The sequence below is a fragment of the Inquilinus sp. CA228 genome (assembly GCF_052078665.1).
Taxonomy (GTDB): Bacteria; Pseudomonadota; Alphaproteobacteria; order DSM-16000; family Inquilinaceae; genus Inquilinus.
This window is the reverse complement of record NZ_JBQJIK010000002.1, coordinates 127,067-148,674: the sequence shown is the minus strand read 5'-3', so window position 1 is coordinate 148,674 and position 21,608 is coordinate 127,067. Positions and strand designations below refer to the sequence as shown.

General features: G+C 70.2%; 17 protein-coding genes and 1 pseudogene. 4 read left to right on the top strand and 14 right to left on the bottom strand.

Annotation, left to right across the window (positions count from 1 at the left end; genetic code table 11):
• Positions 1-7: 7 nt before the first annotated feature.
• Genes ACTOWL_RS01655 through ACTOWL_RS01645 form a run of 3 tightly spaced genes read right to left on the bottom strand, consistent with a single transcriptional unit; the run spans position 8 to position 5,260 of the window.
• Positions 8-1,528: an ABC transporter substrate-binding protein gene (locus tag ACTOWL_RS01655; protein ID WP_441319444.1), complete on the bottom strand. Its 1,521-nt coding sequence runs from the start codon at positions 1,526-1,528 to the stop codon at positions 8-10.
• 28 nt (positions 1,529-1,556) lie between these two features.
• Positions 1,557-3,212 (bottom strand): hydantoinase B/oxoprolinase family protein, encoded by a 1,656-nt coding sequence (locus tag ACTOWL_RS01650; RefSeq protein ID WP_441319443.1) that lies wholly within the window; start codon positions 3,210-3,212, stop codon positions 1,557-1,559.
• Positions 3,209-5,260 carry a hydantoinase/oxoprolinase family protein gene (locus tag ACTOWL_RS01645; protein ID WP_441319442.1) on the bottom strand — a complete coding sequence of 684 codons (2,052 nt, stop codon included), beginning with the start codon at positions 5,258-5,260 and terminating at the stop codon, positions 3,209-3,211. Before ACTOWL_RS01645 ends, ACTOWL_RS01650 begins: the two co-directional genes overlap by 4 nt.
• Positions 5,261-5,480: 220 nt before the next feature.
• Between ACTOWL_RS01645 and ACTOWL_RS01640 the strand changes: the two genes are divergently transcribed.
• Complete coding sequence (locus ACTOWL_RS01640; RefSeq protein ID WP_441319441.1) at positions 5,481-6,383, top strand: LysR family transcriptional regulator; 903 nt, start codon at positions 5,481-5,483, stop codon at positions 6,381-6,383.
• A 14-nt stretch (positions 6,384-6,397) separates the two neighbouring features.
• Here the strand turns inward: ACTOWL_RS01640 and ACTOWL_RS01635 are convergent, their stop codons facing one another.
• The 10 genes from ACTOWL_RS01635 to ACTOWL_RS01590 form a co-directional block, all read right to left on the bottom strand.
• Positions 6,398-8,170, bottom strand: coding sequence for an adenine deaminase (locus tag ACTOWL_RS01635; protein WP_441319440.1), 1,773 nt, complete (start codon positions 8,168-8,170; stop codon positions 6,398-6,400).
• Positions 8,167-9,102 (bottom strand): nucleoside hydrolase, encoded by a 936-nt coding sequence (locus ACTOWL_RS01630; RefSeq protein ID WP_441319439.1) that lies wholly within the window; start codon positions 9,100-9,102, stop codon positions 8,167-8,169. Before ACTOWL_RS01630 ends, ACTOWL_RS01635 begins: the two co-directional genes overlap by 4 nt.
• Complete coding sequence (locus ACTOWL_RS01625) at positions 9,099-10,121, bottom strand: ABC transporter ATP-binding protein (protein WP_441319438.1); 1,023 nt, start codon at positions 10,119-10,121, stop codon at positions 9,099-9,101. The genes ACTOWL_RS01630 and ACTOWL_RS01625 overlap by 4 nt, the downstream gene beginning before the upstream one ends.
• A complete protein-coding gene (locus ACTOWL_RS01620) occupies positions 10,114-10,887 on the bottom strand; it encodes an ABC transporter permease (RefSeq protein WP_441319437.1) in 774 nt (257 codons plus the stop codon). Before ACTOWL_RS01620 ends, ACTOWL_RS01625 begins: the two co-directional genes overlap by 8 nt.
• Positions 10,887-11,717 (bottom strand): ABC transporter permease, encoded by an 831-nt coding sequence (locus ACTOWL_RS01615; protein WP_441319436.1) that lies wholly within the window; start codon positions 11,715-11,717, stop codon positions 10,887-10,889. Before ACTOWL_RS01615 ends, ACTOWL_RS01620 begins: the two co-directional genes overlap by 1 nt.
• Positions 11,718-11,724: 7 nt before the next feature.
• Complete coding sequence (locus tag ACTOWL_RS01610) at positions 11,725-12,750, bottom strand: ABC transporter substrate-binding protein (protein WP_441319435.1); 1,026 nt, start codon at positions 12,748-12,750, stop codon at positions 11,725-11,727.
• A complete protein-coding gene (locus ACTOWL_RS01605) occupies positions 12,747-13,724 on the bottom strand; it encodes a LacI family DNA-binding transcriptional regulator (protein WP_441319434.1) in 978 nt (325 codons plus the stop codon). Before ACTOWL_RS01605 ends, ACTOWL_RS01610 begins: the two co-directional genes overlap by 4 nt.
• Positions 13,725-13,840: 116 nt before the next feature.
• Positions 13,841-16,960 carry an efflux RND transporter permease subunit gene (locus ACTOWL_RS01600; protein WP_441319433.1) on the bottom strand — a complete coding sequence of 1,040 codons (3,120 nt, stop codon included), beginning with the start codon at positions 16,958-16,960 and terminating at the stop codon, positions 13,841-13,843.
• Complete coding sequence (locus ACTOWL_RS01595; protein ID WP_441319432.1) at positions 16,957-18,063, bottom strand: efflux RND transporter periplasmic adaptor subunit; 1,107 nt, start codon at positions 18,061-18,063, stop codon at positions 16,957-16,959. The genes ACTOWL_RS01600 and ACTOWL_RS01595 overlap by 4 nt, the downstream gene beginning before the upstream one ends.
• Positions 18,064-18,176: 113 nt before the next feature.
• Complete coding sequence (locus tag ACTOWL_RS01590; protein WP_441319431.1) at positions 18,177-18,692, bottom strand: MarR family winged helix-turn-helix transcriptional regulator; 516 nt, start codon at positions 18,690-18,692, stop codon at positions 18,177-18,179.
• Between the two features lie 74 nt (positions 18,693-18,766).
• Here ACTOWL_RS01590 and ACTOWL_RS01585 point away from each other — a divergent pair, with 74 nt between their 5' ends.
• The 3 genes and pseudogenes from ACTOWL_RS01585 (at position 18,767) to ACTOWL_RS01575 (ending at position 20,630) form a co-directional block, all read left to right on the top strand.
• Entirely contained in the window at positions 18,767-19,405 is a 639-nt protein-coding gene (locus tag ACTOWL_RS01585) for an ArsR/SmtB family transcription factor (protein ID WP_441319430.1), read from the top strand.
• Positions 19,402-20,064: pseudogene (locus ACTOWL_RS01580) on the top strand (MFS transporter); the annotation flags it as partial. The gene ACTOWL_RS01585 and the pseudogene ACTOWL_RS01580, both read left to right, overlap by 4 nt.
• Before the next feature lie 68 nt (positions 20,065-20,132).
• The gene (locus ACTOWL_RS01575; protein WP_441319429.1) at positions 20,133-20,630 is read left to right on the top strand and encodes an MFS transporter; all 498 of its coding nucleotides are present in this window, start codon (positions 20,133-20,135) and stop codon (positions 20,628-20,630) included.
• On the opposite strand, the gene ACTOWL_RS01570 is transcribed toward ACTOWL_RS01575, so the two are convergent.
• Positions 20,622-21,527: a LysR substrate-binding domain-containing protein gene (locus ACTOWL_RS01570; protein ID WP_441319428.1), complete on the bottom strand. Its 906-nt coding sequence runs from the start codon at positions 21,525-21,527 to the stop codon at positions 20,622-20,624. The two genes, ACTOWL_RS01575 and ACTOWL_RS01570, sit on opposite strands and share 9 nt — an antisense overlap.
• Positions 21,528-21,608 lie beyond the last annotated feature (81 nt).

The following is a 21,608-nucleotide window of genomic DNA, read 5'->3' as shown; positions in this document are numbered from 1 at the left end:
GCCTCCCTCAGGTGAAGGAGGACTGGTCCAGCGTGGTCGCGGAATAGAAGCTGAGGCCGCCCGGCAGGTTGCGGAAGCCCTGCAGCGCCTTGCGCATGGCGAAACCCTGGGCCCGGTAGGCCAGGGTCACCATCGGCGCTTGGTCCAGCACCAGCTGGCCGGCCTGGGCGTAGATGTCCTTCCGCTTGGCGGTGTCGAACTCGCCGCGCCCCGCCGCCAGCAGCTCGTTCAGCCCGGGCACGGTAATGCCGGTGCTGCGGATGTAGGACGGCGCCAGGGTGGAATCGACGAAGGAGGACAGGCTTTCCGGATCCGGGCTCTCCATCGCCGTGCCCATCACCGCGAACTCGTACTGGCCGCGGTTGCCCAGGCTGACCCGGGTCGGCCAGTCCGGCATGTTGAGCTCCACCTGGATGCCGAGCTCGGCCAGGTTCTGCTGGATCACCTCGGCCGTGCTCTTGTGCATGCCGTATTGCGCGGTGGACAGGAGCTTGCAGGAGAAGCCGTCGGCCACGCCGGCCTCGGCCAAGAGGGCCTTGGCCTTGTCGAGATCGTAGCGCCAGCCATGCGCCGCGGCCTCGTCGTAGAAGGGCGTCTCCGGCGGGAACGGCAGGCCCTCCAGCGCCGCGCCGCGGCCGAAGAAGGCGGCCTGCACGATCTCGTCGCGCTTGATGCCGAGCGCCACCGCCTTGCGGATGCGCGGATCGGCGAAGGGCCCGGTCCGGCCGTTGAAGGTCAGGTACATGAACGGCCCGAGCTGGTTGTCCAGCTTCAGGTTCTGGTCGGCCTCGATCGACTGCATCGACTGCCAGGGGACGTAGTCGATCAGGTCGACATCGCCGGCCTGCAGCGCCGCCACCCGCAGGTTCTCGTCGGGATAGGCGACGATCTTGACCGCCTTCAGCTTCGGCAGGCCGGGCTTGTAGTATTTGTCGAAGGCGACGAGGTCGAGCGAGACGCCGCGGTCCTGCGCCTGCAGCACGAAGGGCCCGGCGCCGCTGCCGAGCGGGTCGTCGGCGGTCGACCCCTTGGCCACCATCGGCATGTAGTAGTTGGCGAACCAGTGCGGCACGCAGACGGTCGGCTGCTTCATCACCAGGCGCACGGTGCGCTCATCCGGCGTCTCGACCCGCTCCACCCCCTGCAGCTGGGTGCGCAGATAGGCGGTCGATTTCTCGGCGGCGACCTGCTCGATGTTCCACTGGATGTCGGCGGCGGTGACCGGGGCGCCGTTGTGGAAGAAGGCCTGGCGCAGGCGGAACACCCAGGCCTTGTCGCCCTCCGGCTGCCAGCTTTCGGCCAGCTCGCCCTGCAGGCTGCCGTCGGCGGCGTAGGACAGCAGGCCACGATGCAGCAGCGCCGCGACCGACCCCGCGGCGCCGCCGGAATTCACCCAGGGCTGCAGGTTCGGCGGATAGCTGGAGAGGCCGAAGCGCAGCGTGTCCGGCGACGCCTGGCCCCAGGCCGGCAGGCGCAGCGCCGGCAGCACGGCGCCGGTGGCGAGCAATGTGCGACGGGACAACAGCATGATGACCTCTCCCTGTTTGTTGTTATGGTCAGAGCACGGCGCCGTAGACCCTCTGCGCCGTTTCCCGGTCGATCCGTCCCTCGGCGACATCGCGGCGGACCGCCTCGATCGCACGCCCGGACGGCGGGCCGTAGCCGCCGGCCCCCGGCGTCACGATCTCGATCACGTCGCCGCGCTTCAGGTCGCCGTTGCCATGGTCGAACGGAACGACACCGGGGCCGAAGACAAAACTGCCGCGGCCGCCCTCCTGCCCGCCCTCCAGCCCCCAGGGGGAAGAGCGCAGGCGCGAGCCGTCGATATGCACCCGGCAATCGGCCTCGGCCCGGTAGACCCGGCGCAGCCCCATGCCGCCGCGCTGCGTGCCCGGCCCGCCGGAGCCGTCGACCAGCTCGTAGCGCAGCAGGGTCAGCGGGTATTCCAGCTCCAGCGCCTCGGCCGGCAGGTTGGAGGTGTTGGTCATGTGGACATGGACGCCGTCGAGCCCGTCCTTGCCCGCCCGCGCGCCGCTGCCGCCGCCGATGGTCTCGAGATAGACCCATAGGTCGCCGGTCTTCGGGTCGCGCCCCATGAAGGTGGCGGAGGCGCAGGAGCCATTGCTGGCCGCGGTCAGCCGCTCCGGCACCGCCTGGGCCAGGGCGCCGTGGATCAGGTCGGCGATGCGCTGGCAGGTCGCCACCCGGCCGTTCACCGCCGCCGGATGGACGCAGTTCAGCACCGTGCCCTCGTGCGCCGTCACCGTCAGCGGCCGCGCCAGCCCGGCATTGGGCAGGATGGTCGGGTCGACCACCGTCTTCACCGCGTAATAGACCGTCGACAGCAGCGCCGTGTAGACGACGTTGAGGCCGCCGCGGACCTGCGGCGGGCTGTCGAAATGCAGCCGCATCTCGTCGCCGGCCACGGTGATCTCGACCGCGAAGTCGAGCTCGCCATCCAGCTCCGGATTGTCGAAGCGGTCGGCGAAGCGGTAGGTGCCGTCCGGGATCGCGGCGATGCCGGCGCGCATCTTGCGCTCGGCGTAATCCTGGAGCGCGGCGCCGGCCGCGAGCACCACGTCGACGCCGTATTTGCCGCACAGCGCGGTCATCCGCTGCACGCCCAGCCGGTTGGCCGCCATCTGCGCCCGCAGGTCGGACAGGCGCTCGCGCGGGACCTGGCAGTTCAGCAGCACCAGCTCCTGTACGTCGCCCTGCAGCTCGCCGGCGCGGTATAGCCGGATCGGCGGGATCCGGATCCCCTCCTGGTAGATATGGGCGTGGCCGCGGTCGGCGAAGTCGGCGTGATGGGCGGTGTTGACCGCCCAGGCCACCATCCGGCCGTCGACGAAGATCGGCTCGGCCAGCACGATATCGGGCAGATGGGTGCCGCCGCCCTCATAGGCGTCGTTGCCGATGAACACGTCGCCCGGCCGCATCCGGTCGAGCGGGTGGCGCTTCATGATGTGCGGGATGATGCCGATGAAGCTGCCGAGATGCATCGGGATATGCTCGGCCTGGCACAGCGTGTTGCCGGCCAGGTCGAACAGCGCGGTGGAGCAGTCGCGCCGCTCCTTGATGTTGGTCGAGTAGCTGGCCCGGACCAGCGCCTCCCCCATCTCCTCCGCGATCGAGGCGAAGGCGCTGCCGATGACCTCGACCGTGATCGGGTCGAGGGCAGCCTCGCTGCGCTGCGGGACGGCGACGCTCATCGGACCTCCAGGACCAGGTTGAGATACGGTTCGACATGGGCCGTCATGCCCGGAAGGATGATTGTGGTGCTGTCCATCTGCTCGACCACGGCCGGGCCGGCGATGCGGTTGCCAGGCTCGAGCCGGGCGCGGTCATAGACCGGGCAGGAGACCCAGCCCCCCGCCTCCGGCAGCCAGACCTCGCGTGCGCCGGTGACGGCGTGGCCCGCCTCCGGCCCGGCATCGGGCTGCGGCTGGAAGCTCGCCTTGGTGACGACGCCCGCGGCCTCGACCCGGAAGGTGACCAGCTGCACCGGCTCGCCGGCGGCGACGAAGCCGTATTGCCGCTCATGCGCCTTGGCGAAGCCCGCCGCCAGGGCCTCCAGCGTCGCCGGGCCGACCGGCCCCTCCGGCAGCGCCACCGGCAGCTCGTAGTTCTGGCCGGCATAGCGCATGTCGACGGTGCGGGTGACCCGCCGCGCGCCCTGCGGCACCTCCTCCTGCGCGAACCATTCCTCGGCCCGGACCAGCAGCCCGTCGAAGGCCGCCTCGACCGCGGGCAGCGCCGCCGGGGCCAGCGTGGTCAGCCGGGTGGCGGCGAAATCGGCGCGCAGGTCGGTCAGCAGCAGCCCCATGGCGCAGAGGATGCCCGGAGTCTGCGGCACCAGGATGCGGCCGATGTCGAGCTCCTTGGCCAGGCGGGCGGCGTGCAGCGGGCCGGCGCCGCCGAAGGCCATCAGCGTGTAGTCGCGCGGGTCGTGGCCGCGCTGCACGCTGATGACGCGGATCGCCTTGGCCATGTTGGCGGTGACCACGGTCAGGATGCCCTGCGCCGTCTCCATCGGCCCGAGGCCCAGCCGCTGCGCCAGCCGGCCGATCGCGGCCTCGGCCAGGTCGCGCCGCACCGCCATGCGGCCGCCCAGCAGCGACACCGGGTTCAGCGTCTGCAGCACGACATTGGCGTCGGTCACCGTCGGCTCGTCATTGCCATGGCCGTAGCAGACCGGCCCGGGATAGGCCCCGGCGCTGCGCGGCCCGACCTTCAACAGCCCGCCGCTGTCGACATAAGCGATCGAGCCGCCGCCCGCCCCGACCGTGTGGATGTCGAGCATCGGCGCCTTGATCGGATAGCCATGCACCACCGCCTCGCCGGCCAGGCGGCACTGGCCGCCGGCCAGCAGCGCGACGTCGGTGCTGGTGCCGCCCATGTCGAAGGTGATCAGGTCCGGGAAGCCGGCGACCGCCCCGATCGCCTGGGCCGCGACCACGCCGGTGCTGGGGCCGGACAGGACGGTGCGCACCGGCAGCCGCGCCGCCGTCTCGAAGCTGATGACGCCGCCGTTCGACTGGGTCAGCCGCGGCGCGGCCTTGACCCCGATCTCCGCCAAGCGCTTGCCCAGCCGCTCGATATAGCCGCGCATCACCGGGCCGAGATAGGCGTTCACCACGGTGGTCGAGACCCGCTCATATTCGCGGAACTCCGGCGCCACGCCGTGCGAGGCGCAGGCGAAGGCCTCCGGGAACTCCTCGGCCAGGATGCGCAGCGCCGTCTCCTCGTGCTCGCTGCGGACGAAGCCGTACAGGAAGCTGACCGCCACCGCCTCGACCCGGGCGGCGCGCAGCTCGCGCACCGCCCGGCGCAGCGCCGCCTCGTCCAGCGGGGTCTCGACCGTCCCGTCGTGCCGGATGCGTTCCGGGATGTCGATGCGCAGGTCGCGGCTGACCAGGGTCTCCGGCTTGTCGGCCTGCAGGTCGTACAGGTCCGGGCGCTTCTGGCGGCCGATCTCCAGCAGGTCGCGGAAGCCGTCGGTGGTCAGCAGGCCGGTGCGGACGCCGCGATGCTGAATCAGCGCGTTGGTGCCGACCGTGGTGCCATGGCCGAAATAGCCGATCTCGCCCGGCGCGGCACCGACCCTGGCCGCCCCCTCCTCCACCCCCTGGACGATGCCGCGGGACGGATCGTCCGGGGTCGAGGAGACCTTCCAGACGTCGAGCCGCCCGCTCGAATCGTCGAACAGGCAGACGTCGGTGAACGTCCCGCCGGAATCCACGCCAATGCGCCAAGCCATGCGAGGTGACCTCACGAAACCGAAAAACCAGAAACCATCGCGCGCCTCCTAGGCCGCTTCCCGCAGCGGGGCCTTGGCGAAGCGCGCGTAGCGGAACGGCGGTGTCTCGCCCGTCCGGTGATCGTGAAACGATGCTAGGCAGCTTCACGCGGTCATGGAAAATTCATTTATTCGAGCTTTCCATTCCGAATTGGAATGAGCTTCGGCAAAGGGGCATCGCATGCACAGGATCAAGATCCGGCACCTCGAGACCCTGATGGTGTTCATGAAGACCGGCTCGGTCACCGAGGCGGCGGAGATCCTGGGCACGACCCAGCCGAACGCCAGCAAATCGCTGAAGCAGCTGGAGGATTCGATCGGCATCTCGCTGTTCCAGCGCAGCGGCGGCCGGCTGCAGCCGACGCCGGAGGCCGAGATCCTGTTCACCCATGCGGCCCGGCTGATGGAGGAGCTGACCTTCTTCGAGAGCCTGTCGGTCGACCTGGCGCGGCTGAAGAGCGGCTTCGTCCAGGTCGCCACGCTGGCGACCTTCGGCGTGGCCCTGCTGCCGCTGGTGGCCGAGGCCTTCAACGCCCGCTATCCGGACGTGTTCGTCCAGATCGACATCCTCGATTCCGACAAGATCCATTCCTTCGTCAGCCGCGGCAACTACGATCTCGGCCTGGTGCACCATCCGAGCCAGGAGGTGGACCTGATGGCGCAGACGCTGCGCACCGGATCGATGGTCTGCATCATGCCGCCGGCGCATCCGCTGGCGCGGCGCCGCGCGATCAAGGCGGCCGACCTGGCCGGCCTGCCGCTGATCACCTATCCGAAGACCCTGCCCTTCGGCGCCGCGATCGCCAAGACGCTGGCGGATGAGGGCGTGCAGATCCGCAACCCGCTCTCGGCCAATCACAGCCATGTGGTGCGCAAGCTGGTCGAGCGCGGCCGCGGCCTGGCCCTGGTCGACGAGTACGCGGTCTGGGACGCCGCGGCGGCGCCGGGCATCGCGGTGCGGCCCTTCACGCCGCGCATCCCGGTGTCGATCGGCTTGATCGTGCCGAAGCGGCGGCCGCTGTCGCTCGCCGCCCAGGCCTTCCTCGCGGCGCTGCAGGACGCCCTGGCCGCACCGCCGTTGTAGCGCTGGCCTCGCCCTCAGCCCGCGGCGACGAGCGGGCGGATCTCGCCGGTGGTGCCGTCGGTCAGGCCCAGATCGGTGACATGCGGGCCGGGGTTGCAGGCCAGGCTGGCGCCGACCACCGCCTTGAAGCTGCGGTAGGGCGGCTGCCAGTCGACGATCCGGTCCGCCGCCGCCTTCACCGCGGCGAAATCCGCCGCCACCTCGGCCGCCGGCGCGTCGGACAGCAGGCCGCAGACCGGCAGCGCCACCAGCGCCGTCACGGCGCCGCCCTCGGCCACCGCCATGCCGCCGCCGGCCGCGATCACCGCATTGGCCGCCGCCGCCATGTCGGCCGGGTCGCGGCCGAACACGGTCAGGTTGTGGCTGTCATGCGAGATCGTGGTGGCGAGCGCGCCGCGCCAATGACCCCAATCGTCCAGGATGCCGATCTGCGGCACCGCGGGGCGCCGGCCGTGGCGGTGGATCACCGCCATCAGGATCCTGTCGTCCGGCAGCACCGCCGCGCCGTCCTTCACCTCGACCGCCAGGTCGCGCCATTCGGTGAAGCGCGGCCGGAAGATCGAGCTGACCACGGCGGTGCCGCGGCCCGGCATGCGGAGGACGAAGTCGTCCGCCGTCAGCGGCTCCACCTTCACACTGTCATGGAAGGCATCGGCCGGGCGGCCGAGCGGCCCCGCGGTCAGGCGCCCCTCCGCCGCGACCTCGCGGCCCGAGGCGAAGACCCGCTCGACCCCCAGCGTCTCCAGCCCGTCGAGCACGATCAGATCGGCGCGGCGGCCGGGCGCGACCAGGCCGAGGTCGCGGCGCCCCAGCCGCATCGCCGCGTTCAGCGTCGCCGCCCGGATCGCGTCGACCGGCTTCAAGCCGTAGCGGATCAGCCGCCGCAGCACGTCGGCGACGCCGCCGGCCGCGACCAGGTCGTCCGGGAAGATGTCGTCGGTGCAGATCGTCAGGGTCTGCGGCAGGTGCGGCAGCGTCGCCAGCGCCTGCACCGCGCCGGGCAGGACGTAATCGTGCGACCCGCGCAGCTCGACCGTGAAGCCGGCGCGCAGCTTGGCCAGCAGGTCGTCGCCCGAGGTGATCTCGTGGTCGGACTGGATGCCGGCGGCAGCGAAGCCCTGCAGCGACGCCCCCTCCAGCCCGCGGGCATGGCCGCAGACCAGCTTGCCGCTGGCAAGGCCGGCGGCGACCACGCCCTGCATCGGCTCGCTGCGGTCCAGCACGCCGCGCATGTTCATCACCTCGGCGACGCCGGCGATCTCGGGCCAGCGCAGCATCTCCGCCATCTCGCCGCCGCCGAATTCGGCGCCCGCCACCTCCAGCCCCGGCGCCGAGGGGACGCAGGACGGGGCGAGGGTGAGGATGCGCAGCGGCAGGCCCTGCCCGGCCTCGACCGCCCAGCGCACCCCCGCCAGGCCGGCGACATTGCCGACCTCATGCGGGTCCCAGCAGATCGTGGTGGTGCCCTGCGGCACCACCACCTCGGCATAGCGCCGCGGCGTCACCATCGAGCTTTCGACATGCATATGCGTGTCGATCAGCCCGGGCGCGACGAAGCGGCCGGCGGCGTCGACCACCCGGCCCGCATCGCCGCGGCTGCCGGGGGCGTGCACGCTGGCGACCAGCGGCCCGACCAGCCCGATATCGGCGGCGCGGATCTCCGAGGTCGCGACATCGACCAGCCGGGCGCCGGTGATCAGCACGTCGAAGGGGATCAGGCCCTGGGTGGCGCGCACGGCGCGGTCGCGCAGGCCGGGATCATCCAGGTCGTGGGGCTCGCGGGTCATGGCTGGACCTTCGGTTGGGCGGCGCGCTCCAGCGCGCCGAGCGCCATCGCCCGGATGCGCTCGGCGTCCGGGACGGTGGCGATGTCGGCATTGGCGGCGGCCTTGCGCGGCACCCGCCATTCGATGACGGTCATGCCGCGGGTCAGCCGGCCGGACAGCTCGGCATCCAGCCGGGCCGGGCGGAAGCCGACCGTCGCCGACTCGATCCAGGCGGCGGCCGCCACCGGGTCGTAGAGCGGGTGCGGCACCCCGGCCTGGCCGATGCGGGCATAGCCCTCCAGCAGGTCGGCCAGCACCGCGGCGCGGTCGCCGCCGATCGCCCGCAGCCGGCCGGCATCGGCGACCGAGACCGTCACCGGCCGGCAGGCATCGAGCCCGACCATGCTGATCCGCACCCCGGCATCGATCACCCCCTGGATCGCCTCCGGGTCGACCGCGGCGTTGAACTCGGCGACCGCGCTGTGGTTGCCCGGGCCGGCGCTGCCGCCCATCCAGACCAGCCGGATCCGCGCCGCCAGGTCCGGCCGGGCGATCACCAGGGCGGCGATGTTGGTCAGCGGGCCCAGCGCCAGGATCTCGGACCCGCCCTCCTCCAGGTACCGGGCCAGCGCCGAAAGCGCCGGCTCCCCGGACAGCGGCGTGTCCGCCTCGGGCAAGGTCCCGCCGACCGTGGGCATGGCGCCGTCGCCGAGGGCATAGGCGGCGGTGACAAGGTCGCCGAGCAGCGGGCGGTCACGGCCGGGATGCATCGGCACGTCCCAGCCGAAGAAGGCGGCGGCGTCGCGGGCGTTCTGCGCCACCCGGTCGAGCGGCGCGTTGCCGGCGACCAGCGACAGCCCGGCGATGGCGACGTCGGGCACGTCCGCCACCATGACGATGGCGACGACATCGTCGAAGCCCATATCGGTGTCGATCCAGACCCGGCGCATCATGCCCGCTCCATCACCGCCGCCGTCGCCAGCGGTAGGTCGAAGGCGATCTCCGCCCCCGTCTCGTGCCGGGGCGCGGCCGCCGGCACCTCGGCCTTGACCGGGCCGGCCGGCGTCTCCAGCAGGTATTCGACGGTCTGGCCGAGATAGGACACGCCGCGCACCCGGCCGCGATGCGGCCCGGCGCCCAGCGCCACCGCCTGCGGCCGCCAGCCCAGCGCCTTGGCCGCCGCCGGCAGGGCAAAACCCGGGGCCAGGCTGCCGCCGGCCGTGGCAAGCCTGCCCTCCTCCACGGCGAAGGTGTTCTCGAAGCCCATGAAGCGGGCGACGAAGGGCGAGCGCGGCGCCTCGTAGATCTCGTCCGGCCGGCCCATCTGCTCGATCTGGCCGGCGCGCATGACGATGATCCGGTCGGCCAGGGCCAGCGCCTCGGCCTGGTCGTGGGTGACATAGATCATGGTGATGCCGAGCTCGCGCTGCAGGCGGCTCAGCTCGCTGCGCATCTCCAGCCGCAGCCTTGCGTCGAGGTTGGACAGCGGCTCGTCCAGGAGCAGCAGTTGCGGCTCGACCACGATCGACCGGGCCAGGGCAACGCGCTGCTGCTGGCCGCCGGACAGGGCCTTGGGCAGGCGCTGGGCGAAGTCGGAGAGGCCGACATTGGCCAGCGCCGCGCCGACCCGGCTGGTGATCTCCGCCTCCGGCAGCCGCTTCAGCCGCAGCCCGAAGGCGACGTTCTCGGCCACCGTCAGATGCGGGAACAAGGCGTAGGACTGGAACACCAGCCCGACGCCGCGCTTGTTGGCCGGCACCCGGGTGATGTCGCGCCCGGCCAGGGTGATCCGCCCGCCGGCCGGCGCCATCAGCCCGGCGATGGCGCGCATCGTCGTGGTCTTGCCGCAGCCGGAGGGGCCGAGCAGCGCCACCAGCTCGCCGCGCCGGATCGACACGGTCAGCCGGTCGACCGCGACCTGGCCGTGATAGGCGAGCGTCAGCCCGTTGATATCGAGGAAGGCGTCAGACATAGCGGGACAGCCCCAGCAGGCGTTCGGCGACCAGCACGATGGCGAGCGACATCAGGGCCAGCAGGCCCGACAGGGCGGCCACCGACGGGTCGTAGTTGAATTCCATGTAGAACATCATGTCGATCGGCAGAGTCGAGACCCCGGGGCCGGACAGGAACAGCGACACCGGCACCTGGTTGAAGGAGGTGACGAAGCCGATGACGAAGGCGGCCATGATGCCGTTGCGGATGTTCGGCAGCACCACCCGGAAGAAGGCCCCGGCCCGGCTGGCGCCGAGCAGCACCGCCGCCTCCTCCAGGTCGACCCGCAGGTTCTTCAGGCTGGCCGAGGTGATGCGCACGGCATAGGGCACCAGGAGCGCCGTGTGGGCGACGAACAGCGCGGCCATCACCGGGATGCCGGCCGGGATCACCAGGTGCCGCAGCAGCGCCAGGCCGACGATGATGCCGGGCACGATGATCGGCGCCGTGACCACGCCGCGCACCGCCTCGCGCCCCGGCAGCTCGTAGCGTTCCAGCGCATAAGCGGCGGGGATGCCGAGCAGTAGCGCAGCACCAGTGGCGCCGAGGCCGAGCGCCAGCGACAGGGCGAAGCTGGCGCGGAAGCTATCGACCTCGAACACCTTGGCCACCCAGCGCAGCGACAGGGCCTGCGGCGGGAAGGCCAGGGTCTCGCCGGCGGACAGGCCGGCGATGCAGATCAGCAGGAACGGGCCGATCAGGAACACCATCACGGCGGCGAGCAGGGTGTGGCCGGCGATCCGCATCAGCCGGCCCTCCGCCGCGCCGTGGCCAGCCGCTTCAGCCCGCTATGAGTCACGATGCTCATGCCGATCAAGATCACGGCGATGACCCCGGCGGCGGCATAGTCGTTGGCGACCGAGACGCGCTGGTACATCAGCGTCTCCAGCATCAGCACCTTGGAGCCGCCGAGGATCGCCGGCGTGACATAGGCGGTGAGCGAGCCGACGAAGACCAGCGTGCCGCCGACCACCAGCCCCTCGCGGGTCAGCGGCAGCAGGATGCGCCGGAACACCGTCCACCAGGAGGCGCCGAGCACCCGGGCCGCCGGCGCCACATCCGCCGGCAGGTTCTCCAGCGCGCTGACCAGCGGCAGCACCATCAGCGGGAAGAACAGCTGGATCAGGCCGATGAAGATCGCGGTCTCGCTGAACAGGAAGCGGATCGGCTCGTCCGACAGGCCGAGCCTGGTCAGCGCCACATTGACGATGCCGGTGCGGCCGAGGATCACCAGCCAGGCATAGGTCCGCGCCACCGGCGAGATCATCAGCGGCAGCACCAGCAGGCCGACCAGCTTGCCCTTCACCCCGGGCGAGGCATCGACGATCACCAGCGCCACGGCATAGCCGACCACCGCCGCCACCGCCGTGACCGTGAGGGCCAGGCGGAAGGTGCGGAAGAACACGTCGCGATTCAGCGGCTTGGCGAAGAACTCGGTGAAGTTCTCCAGCCCCCAGCCGGCGGCGGAATGGAAGCTGCCGGCCAGCAGGATCGCGACCGGCAGCAGGAAGCCGACCGCGACGAACAGCACCGCGGGCGCCATCAGGGCCAGGCCGATGCCTCGCTTCTCGAACATCGGACGCCTACTGTGCGACCTTGGCGTTCCAGCCGGCGACCCAGGCCTCGCGGTTCTCCAGCATCGCCGCGGGCGTGATGAAGCTCAGGCTGGCCGCGGTCTCGGCGCCGTAGGTCAGCGCCTCCGCCGTCTCGGCCGGCACCTCGACCGACTTGTTGGCCGGGCTGTCGACCAGGTCCATGGCCAGCCTGGTCTGCACCTCCTGGGACAGCCAGTAGTCGATGAACTTCAGCGCCAGCACCTCGTTCCTGGTGCCCTTGACCAGGGTCAGCACGTTCATGCCGCCGGTCTGGCCCTCGCTCGGCGTCGCCCATTTGATCGGCAGGTCGAGCTTCCGGATGTTGGCCCAGCCGAAGCGGCCGACCACCGCCGCCAGGATCTCCTCCTGCTCGAACAGCTGCGGGATCTGCGAGCCGCGCTCGTAGAAGGTGACGACGTCCTCGCGATGCGCGGCGATGGCGTCGATACCGGCCTTGAGGTCGGGCGTGGTGCCGCCCTCGGCCTTGTCGATCATATAGATCGCCAGCGGGCCCTGGGTGGTGGTGATGTTCGGCAGGGCGATGCGGCCGGCCAGCTCGGGCTTGAACAGGTCCTTCCAGCTGGCGATCGAGACCTTGTCCGAGCGGTAGACGATGCTGGTCGAGTAGAAGGTGTAGCCGATCGCCAGATGGCCGCCGAGCGGGTCCTGGGCGAGGTCGTAGAGCGATCCGTAATTCGACAGCTTCGACACGTCGATCGGCTGGATCAGGTCCTTCTTCGCCGCCTCCAGCGCGTTGAAATCGGCGATCGCGGCGACGTCGATCACCGGCGACGCCTTGTTGGCCTCGAGCTTCGCCAGCCGCTCGCTGCTGTTGCCGGTCTCGACCACCAGCTTGCAGCCGCAGCTCGCCTCGAACGGGTCGTACAGGTCCTTCTTATAGGCGTCCTGCGCGATGCCGTAGACCGAGATGGTCAGAATCGGCGTCTCGGCGAAGGCGGGCGAGAGGCCGAGAACAGCCAGCGCGGCGCCGGCGGCCATCCGTGTCGAGATCATGAAGCACCCCCTCTTCGGTTGTCGTTGACGTGTCGCGGGCGGGCGGTCGAGGCCCGGAGCACGAGCTCGACCGGGAACAGCCGCGCCCCCTGGCGCTCGCCGGTGGCGACGGCCAGCGCATGGTCGGCGATGGCGGCGAGGTCCTGCCGCACGGTGGTCAATGGCGGCGAGACGATGCGCGCCCACATCAGGTCGTCGAAGCCGGTGACCGAGACGTCCTGCGGCACCCGCACCCCGCGCGCGGCCAGCGCGGTGACGAAGCCGACGGCCAGCGCGTCATAGGCCGCGGCGCAGGCGGTGACGCCGGCGAGGTCGGCCGCGGCGCCGATCTCCGCCCCCACCTCGAAGCTGGTGACGGAATGCCGGATGTGCGGGGTGATGCCGGCCCGGGCGAAGACCTCGCGCATGCCGTCGGTGCGCTCGCGCGCCACCTTGGAATCCTTGGGCCCGGCCAGCAGCAGGATGTCGCGGTGGCCGAGCCCGATCAGGTGGCCGGCGACCTGGCGGCCGCCGTCGCGATGGTTGCTCGACGCCGTGTTGCCGCGGGTGGCGGCGCTGTCGATCATCGCCACCGGCACCGGGATCGCGGCGGCGTCGACCGTGGTGCCGCGGGTCGGGATGATCACCAGCGCGTCGATGCCGCGGCCGAGCAGGTTGGCGATCTCCGCCGCCTGCCCCGCCGCCGTGCCCAGGCTGTCGCCGACCAGCACGGCGACGCCGCGGCTCTTGGCGGCGCGCTCGATCGCCTGGGCGAAGATCGGAAACAGCGGCTGGCCGAAATCCGGCACGATCAGGCCGATGGTGGCGCTGCGGCCGGTGCGCAAAGCGCGGCCGGCATGGGCCGGGATGTAGCGCAACTCCGCCGCCAGGGCCCGGATCCGCCCCGCCAGCTCCGGCGACAGCCGCCCCTTGCCGCGCAGCGCGTTCGACACGGTCGCCCGCGACACGCCGAGAGCGCGCGCGAGATCGAGCATGGAGGGCGGCTTGCCGGGCATCGGCCCCTGGTATCACGATTAAGCAGGTTGCACGATTAACCATGCAGAGCGGCCGCGGCGCAAGCCGAAACCGCGCGGCTGCGCCTACGCGTCCGTCACTCGGCGCCGGCCGGAACTGGGATTGCATCTCCGTGTCCGTGACCTAAGCCGGCTTCGGCTTCCGGCGAGACGGCCGGCTTCACGCGGAACCAGGTGGCGTAGAGCGCCGGCAGGAAGAGCAGGATGAGCACGGTGCCGATGGCCGTCCCGCCGATCAGCGTGTAGGCCATGGAGCCCCAGAACACCGAATGGGTGAGCGGGACGAACGCCAGCACGGCGGCGAGCGCCGTCAGGATGACGGGTCGGGCGCGCTGCACGGTCGCCTCGACCACGGCGTGGTAATCGTCGAGCCCGGCATCCTTGTTCTCCTTGATCTGCCCGATCAGGATCAGGGTGTTGCGCATCAGGATGCCGGCGAGCCCGATCAGTCCCAGAATGGCGTTGAAGCCGAAGGGCTGGTTGAAGGCGAGCAGGATCGGCACGGCGCCGACGAGGCCGAGCGGGGCGGTGAGCATCACCATGGCGGTCGCCGAGAAGGAGCGGACCTGCAGCATGATGAAGACCAGCATCAGGGCGATCATGATCGGGAACACGGCGGCGAGCGCGGCGTTCGCCTTGCCCGCTTCCTCGATCGAGCCGCCCATTTCGATGCGGTAGCCGTCGGGCAGCGAGGCGATCAGCGGCTGCAGGGCCTGCATGACATGCTTCGACACTTCAGGCGGCTGGGTGGCCTCGCCGATATCGGAGCGGACGGCGATCGTCGGGATCCGGTCGCGCCGCTTCATGACCGGATCTTCCATGCGCACCTCGGCATGGCCGATCTGGTCGAGCGGGATCAGGCGCCCATCGCGGCTGGTGAGCGAGAAGTCGGTGAGGCGGGCGGGATCGAGCCGCTCTCCACCGGCGCTGCGGGCCACCACGTCGACGGTGCGGATGTTCTCGCGAACCTGCGTGACGGTGACGCCGGTGAGGAGGAACTGCAGCTGCTGCGCCGCTTCCGCCGGCGACAGGCCGATGAGGCGCAGCCGGTCCTGGTCGAGGACATAGCGCAAGGTCGGCACGCGATTGCCCCAGTCGCGATTGGCCTGCTGCACCTCGGGCACGCCCCGCATGATGGCGAGGGCCTGCTCGGAAATCCGGCGCAGCTCGCCGGCGTCCGGCCCCATGATCCGGAACTCGACCGGGAACGGCGTGTAGGGGCCGAACACCAGCTGGGTGATGCGCAGATAGGCCTCGGGCGCGAGCCCTTCGGCCACGGCCGTGCGCAGCCGGTGCTTCAGGGCTTCGCGGGCCTCCGCGTCCGGTGTCAGGATGACGATCTTGGCGAAGGCGGGGTCTGGCAGTTCCGGGGACATCGCCAGGAAGAAGCGCGGCGCGCCCTGGCCGACATAGCTGGTGACGATCTGCGCCTCCGGCTGGTCCGCCAGCCAGCGCTCGACCGTCTCGACCGTCCGCTCCGTCGCCTCGATGCTCGTGCCCTCCGGCATGCGCACCTCGACCAGCACCTCGGGACGATCGGAGGTCGGAAAGAATTGCTGCTTCACCGCGCCCATGCCGATGACGGAGAGCACGAAGACGATCCCCACCGCGCCGCAGGTCAGGAATTTGTGGCGCACGGCAAAGCCGATGACCCGGCGCAGGCGCCGGTAGTTCGGCGTGTCGTAGATGGCGTGGTGCCCGCCTTCGACCGGCTTGATCTCGGGCAGCAGCTTCACGCCGAGATAGGGCGTGACGGCGACCGCCACGACCCAGGAGGCGATCAGGGCGAAGCCCACGATCCAGAAGATGTTGCCGGCATATTCGCCGGCCGTCGAGCGCGCGAAGCCGACCGGCATCAGCCCGACCACCGTCACCAGCGTGCCCGACAGCATCGGCGCCGCCGTATGGCTCCAGGCATAGGCCGCGGCCGCGATCCGGTCCATGCCCTCTTCCATCTTCACCACCATCACCTCGATGGCGATGATGGCGTCGTCGACCAGCAGCCCGAGCGCGAGGATCAGGGCGCCGAGCGTGATGCGGTCGAAGAAGCGGCCGGTCTCCAGCATGACCAGGAAGACGACCGCGAGGGTGAGGGGAACCGCGGCCGCGACGACGATGCCGACCCGCCAGCCGAGGCTGAGCAGGCTGACCAGCAGCACGACCCCGAGCGCCATGAAGAACTTCAGCATGAATTCGTCGACGGACTCCGTGATGTTCACGGCCTGGTCGGTCACCTTGGTCAGGCTGAGCCCGAGCGGCAGGGCACCGGCAACCTTCGCCGTCTCCGCCTCCAGCGCGCGGCCGAGGTCGAGGCCGTTCCAGCCGCCCTGCATCACCACGGACAGCATCAAGGCTGGCTCGCCCTGATGGCGGATGATGAAGGTCGCCGGGTCCTCGTATCCGCGCCGGACATCGGCGATGTCGGAGAGCTTGAGCGTGCGGCCGCCGGCGGCGATCGGCGTGTCGGCGATCTTCCGAAGGTCGTCATAGGCGCCGTCGAGGCGGATGAAGACCTGCGGTCCCTCGGTGTCGATCGAACCCGCCGGCGTCACCGCGTTCTGCCGCTGCAGGGCGACGAAGATGTCCTGCGCCGAGACGCCGAGCGTGACCAGCTTCGCATAGGAGAACTCGACGAAGATGCGTTCCGGCCGTTCGCCGAGAATGTCGATCTTCTTGACGCCGGGCACCTGGAGCAGCTGCTGGCGGATCGCCTCGCCCTGCCGGACCAGCGCGCGCATCGGCATGCCGTCGGCCTTCAGCGCGTACAGCGCGAAGCTGACGTCCGAGTATTCGTCGTTGACGAACGGGCCCATGGCCCCGGCGGGCAGCTTCCGGGCCTCGTCGCCCAGCTTCTTGCGGGCCTGGTAGAACTGCTCCTGCACCGCCGACGGCGGGGTGCTGTCCTTCAATGTGAGCGTCATGAAGGCCAACCCGGGCCGCACCATGGTGTCGACCCGGTCGTACCAGGCCAACTCCTGGAGGCGCTTCTCCAGCGGCTCGGCGACGAGGTCCTGCATCTCCTGCGCCGTCGCGCCCGGCCAGGCGGTGGTGACGGTCAGTGTCTTCACGGTGAAGGCGGGATCCTCGGCACGGCCGAGCTCGAGGAAGGCGAAGGCGCCGGCGACCGCGATCGCGATGATGAAGAACAGCGTCACCGAGCGCTCGCGGACGGCAAGCGCCGAAAGATTGAAGCTCATGGTGAATCCGCCTTTGCCACCAGAATGCGGACGGTCTCGCCGTCATGGAGGAGGTGGGCGCCCAGCGCCGCGATCCGCTCACCGGGTTCGACGCCCGACACGATCGCGGTCTCCTCGCCGAGCCGGCGTATCGTCACCGGCCTGAAGCCGACCGTGGATTTGGCCTGATCGATCACCCAGACGCCGGTTCTGCCGCCGTCGTCCAGAACGGCGCCGATCGGAACTTCGACGGCGTCGGCGGCATCGGCATCCGCGATCCACAGCGTCACCGTCGCGCCCAGCGGCGCCGAGGCCGCATCGCCCTCCAGCACGTAGCGCGCCTCGTAGGTCCGGGTCTGCGTGTCGGCTGAATCCGACAATTGCCGCAGGCGGGCGGGCCAGCGCCGCTTGTCGAAGCCGTAGACGGTCGCCTCGGCCTGCGAGCTCATGACCGGCCTGACCGCCTCGGGAAGGGCGACGATGGCCTCGCGCGGCCCGGCATGGGCGAGCCGCACCACCACCTGTCCGGCCGTGACGACCTGGCCGGGCTCGCCGAGCGTTTCGACGACGACGCCGTCCGCGTCGGCCTCGATGGTGGAGTATCCGGCCTCGTTCGCCGCGACCCGGGAGTCGGCTTCGGCGGCGGCGAGCTGCGCCTCGGCGGAATCCAGCGCCGCCTTGGCCTGCTCGTGGCGCTGCTTCGTCGCCCATCCCTTGGCGACGAGATCGGCGTATCTGCTGTCGTCCGCGCGAGCCTGCACCGCGATTGCGCGGGCGGCGGCCACCGCATTCTGCCTGGCCGTCAAAGCGAGGCGCAGGTCGCTTTCGTCGATGCGCATGAGCGGCTGCCCGGCGGCGACCCGCTCGCCGATATCGACCATGCGTTCGACGATCTTGCCGGGCACGCGGAAGCCGAGATTGCTCTGCACCCGCGCCGATATCGAGCCGGTGAACGCGCGCTCGACATGCCCGACCCGCTTGGCTTCGGCAATCGCGACAACCGGTGGAGCGCTGCGCGGATCGACCCTCCGCTCTTCGGCCGCTCCGGAGACCACGACGAAGCTCACCGCGCCCGCGGTCAACAGCGGGAGAGCCACGAGGAGCAGAAGGTGCGTCTTTTTCATGAACGGATTTCCGACAGTTGGGGCCGGCGCTCCGGAAGGCGGGATCGGACGCATGTCCGGAAAACAGTGGATATGCACATATATGGCCGGCCTTCGAGACTCGTGCCCATCGTTCAGCCCCTGCCCGTACCCTGGAAGCGCTCCAGCGAGGCGGTCAGCTGCGCGAATTCTTCCGGCGGGATACCCGCAGTGACCGCCCGCTGAGCCTGATGCCAACCTTCCTTGGCGCCGGCGAGGATCTCCTCGCCGGCCTCCGTCAGGGCGACGCGCCGCGCCCGCGCATCGTGCTCGTCGGTGGATACACTCAGAAGCTCGCGCCGGGACAGCGGCTTCAGATTCTTGGTCAGGGTCGTGCGGTCCATCCCGAGCGTCTCCGCCAATTCGCTGATGGTCGGGGAGCGAAGTTGCCTGAGCGCGACGAGAACGGAGAACTGCCAGTTGTTGATCCCGAGCGACCGGAACGCTTCGTCGAAACGACGGCCGATGATCCGCCCCGCCCGCTGGATGCGCTGGCACAGGCAGGTGCGGACGATAAGATCGGCAGTTTCGTCGTCGAGAGTTTGCAATGGCGACATGCGAGATAAATAGGTGCATATGAACGTATCATCAAGGAAAAGTACCAGAGGCATCCTTCATCTATCTGCAAATGCATCTACGCAAAGAAACGTTTGCAAATTTATCTTTGCAAAATTAAGTTTGCAGAATGAAGCCACCTCGTCCGACTGCCGCCGTGACCGCGCCCCGCAACCTCCGTCGGGTCGTTCCGGATGCAACAGCCCTCAAGGCATTGGCGCATCCGGTCCGATTGCGGATGCTGGGCATGCTCAGGGTCGATGGCCCCGCCACCGCCACGCAGCTGGCGGTGCGGCTGGGCCTCAACAGCGGCGCGACGAGCTACCACCTCCGCCAGCTGGCCCAGTACGGCTTCATCGAGGACAAGCCGGGGCCATCGCGCCGCGACCGCTGGTGGCGCGCCAGCCACGAATTGACATCCGTGCTCGAGACGGACGCCGAGGGCGCGGAATTGGATGCCGGCGTCGCCTTCAGCCAGGCGTCGCTGTCCTTGCAGGTCGGCCAGATGCAGCAGGCCGTCGAGGAGTACGCCGAACTGCCGGCCCGATGGCGAAAGGCCAGCACGGCCAGCGACATCACCGTCCCGCTGACGGCAGAGCAGGCCGAGGCCCTGACCAAACGGCTGACCGACATCATGCTGGAGGCGATGCGGGACGCCCCGCCCCTGGGGGAACCGATGCCCCCGGACACGGCGCCCTTCACGATCATGCTGCGCGCCTTTCCCTATCCGGGCCGCATCCCGCACCGCGACGAGGAGGGCGAGCCGTGAGCGCACGCGCGCCCTTTCTCGTCCTGGCCGTCGCCGAGACCTTCTCGATTTCCGGCACGAGGCTGTCGACGATCGCCATTCCCTGGCTGGTGCTGAGCACGACGAACAGCCCGGTGTCGACCGGGCTGGTGGCGATGGCGGAGATGCTGCCCTATGTCGTCGCCAAGGCCCTGGGCGGCCCGCTAATCGACCGCGTCGGCCCGAAACGGATCGCCATCGTCTGCGATGCCGCCTCGGTGGTCTTGGTCGGGCTGGTGCCCCTGCTGCATCTCCTGGGCCTGCTCACCATCCCGGTCCTGCTTCCCATCGTCTTTGTCCTAGGCGCGCTGCGCGGTCCGTCCGATGCCGCCAAGCAATCGATGGTTCCGGACATTGCGGAGTTGGCGGCGGTGCCGCTGGAACGGGTGACCGGCGTCGTCGGCACCATCGAGCGGCTGGCATCGACGGTCGGGGCGGCCGGCGCCGGCGCGCTGATCGCCGTGACCGGTCCGGCCCAGGCCCTTGTCTTCAATGCCGTCACCTTCGCCGTTGCCGCCCTGATCGTCGCGGTGGGCATTCCCGCGCTTCGCCACACCCCGGCCGCACGGACGGCGTCCTATGGCCGGGACCTGCTGGAGGGCTGGACCTTTCTGCGCCGGGATGCGGTGCTGATGGGCATCGTCATCATGGTGGCGGCACCAATCTCCTGGATCAGGCCTTTCACGCCGTCCTGCTGCCGGTCTGGACATTGGAAGCAGGTCACGGCCCCGGATTGCTGGGGGCGATGCTGGCGGTGTTCTCCGGCAGCTCCATGGTGGGTGCGGCCACTGCCGCCTCGATCGGCGAGCGGATGCCGCGTCTCGTCGTCTATACCGCCGCGTTCCTCCTGACCGGATTTCCGCGCTTCCTCGTCCTCGCGGTGGACGTGCCGCTCGCCCTGGTCTTCGCCACCCTGGCGACCGGCGGGTTTGCCTCGGGTTTCCTCAACCCGATCCTGTCGGCCGTGATGTTCGAGCGGATCCCCAAGCCCCTGATCGGCCGGGTCACGTCGATGAGTGCCGCACTGTGCTGGACCCTGATCCCGTTCGGCGGGCTCTTCGGCGGCGCCTTGATCAGCGGCATCGGCCTGCCCGCTGCGCTGCTGCTGACCGGGACGGCCTATCTGGCGGCGACGCTGCTGCCGCTGGCGCGCAGGAGCTTCCGCGGCTTCGAAAAGCGACGGATCGCCGATGCCAACTCATCGTGATCGCTGGGCCGCGACGAGGCGGGAGATGCGGACGAAGTCGAGCACGGCCGGCGAGGTCTCGCCGGCCGGCCAGGCGACGGCGAGCTCGACCGCCTGCGGCAGCTCGTCGAGCGGTCGGTAGGCCAGCTCCGGCAGCGGCATGTGCGACACCCAGGACGGCACGATGCCGAGGCCCACGCCGGCTGCGGCCAGGGTGACGATCGACAGGGTGTGCGAGGCGTCCTGCACCACCATCGGCCGCACCCCGGCCTGGCGGAACGCCTCCAGCACCAGGTTGCTGTAGCTGGCGCCGAGGATCGGCGCATAGCCGATGAAGGGCTGGCCGGAGAAGTCGCGCAGCGACAGGTCAGGCTTGGCGGCCAGCGGATGGTCCCGGGGCAGCACCGCGACGAAGCCCTCGCTCGACAGCCGCTCCATCTGCATGAAGCCGGCCGCGGTGGTCGGCCGGATGAAGGCGACGTTGATGCCGCCGGTGTCCAGGGTCTTCAGCTGCTCGGCCGTGGTCAGGGGCACGACGTCGACGGAGACCGCAGGATAATCCTGGTGGAACGCGCGGATGATGGCGGGCAGGAACTGCGACAGCGCCAGATGCACGCCGCCGACGACGAGATGGCCGACATGCTCGCCCGAGATCGCCCTGGTGTGGGAGATGGCGCGGTCCAGGCCGCTCAGCACGTCGCGCGCGTGGCGCAGCAGGATCTCGCCGGCCGCGGTCAGCTTGACCCGCCGCGTGGTGCGGTCGAACAGGCGCACACCCAGCCGCTCCTCCAGTTGCCGGATCTGCTGGCTGAGCGGCGCCTGCGCCATGCCGAGGCGGTCGGCGGCGCGGCCGAAATGCAGCTCCTCCGCCAGGCAGGCGAAGTAGCTCAGATGCCGCAGCTCGATGCCCCTATTCATATCTGCGAGATATAAATGCCTTTGTATTTTTGTGATAGATCCCATGGGATCGCTGTGGTTCGCTAGCGCCTTCGATGCCCC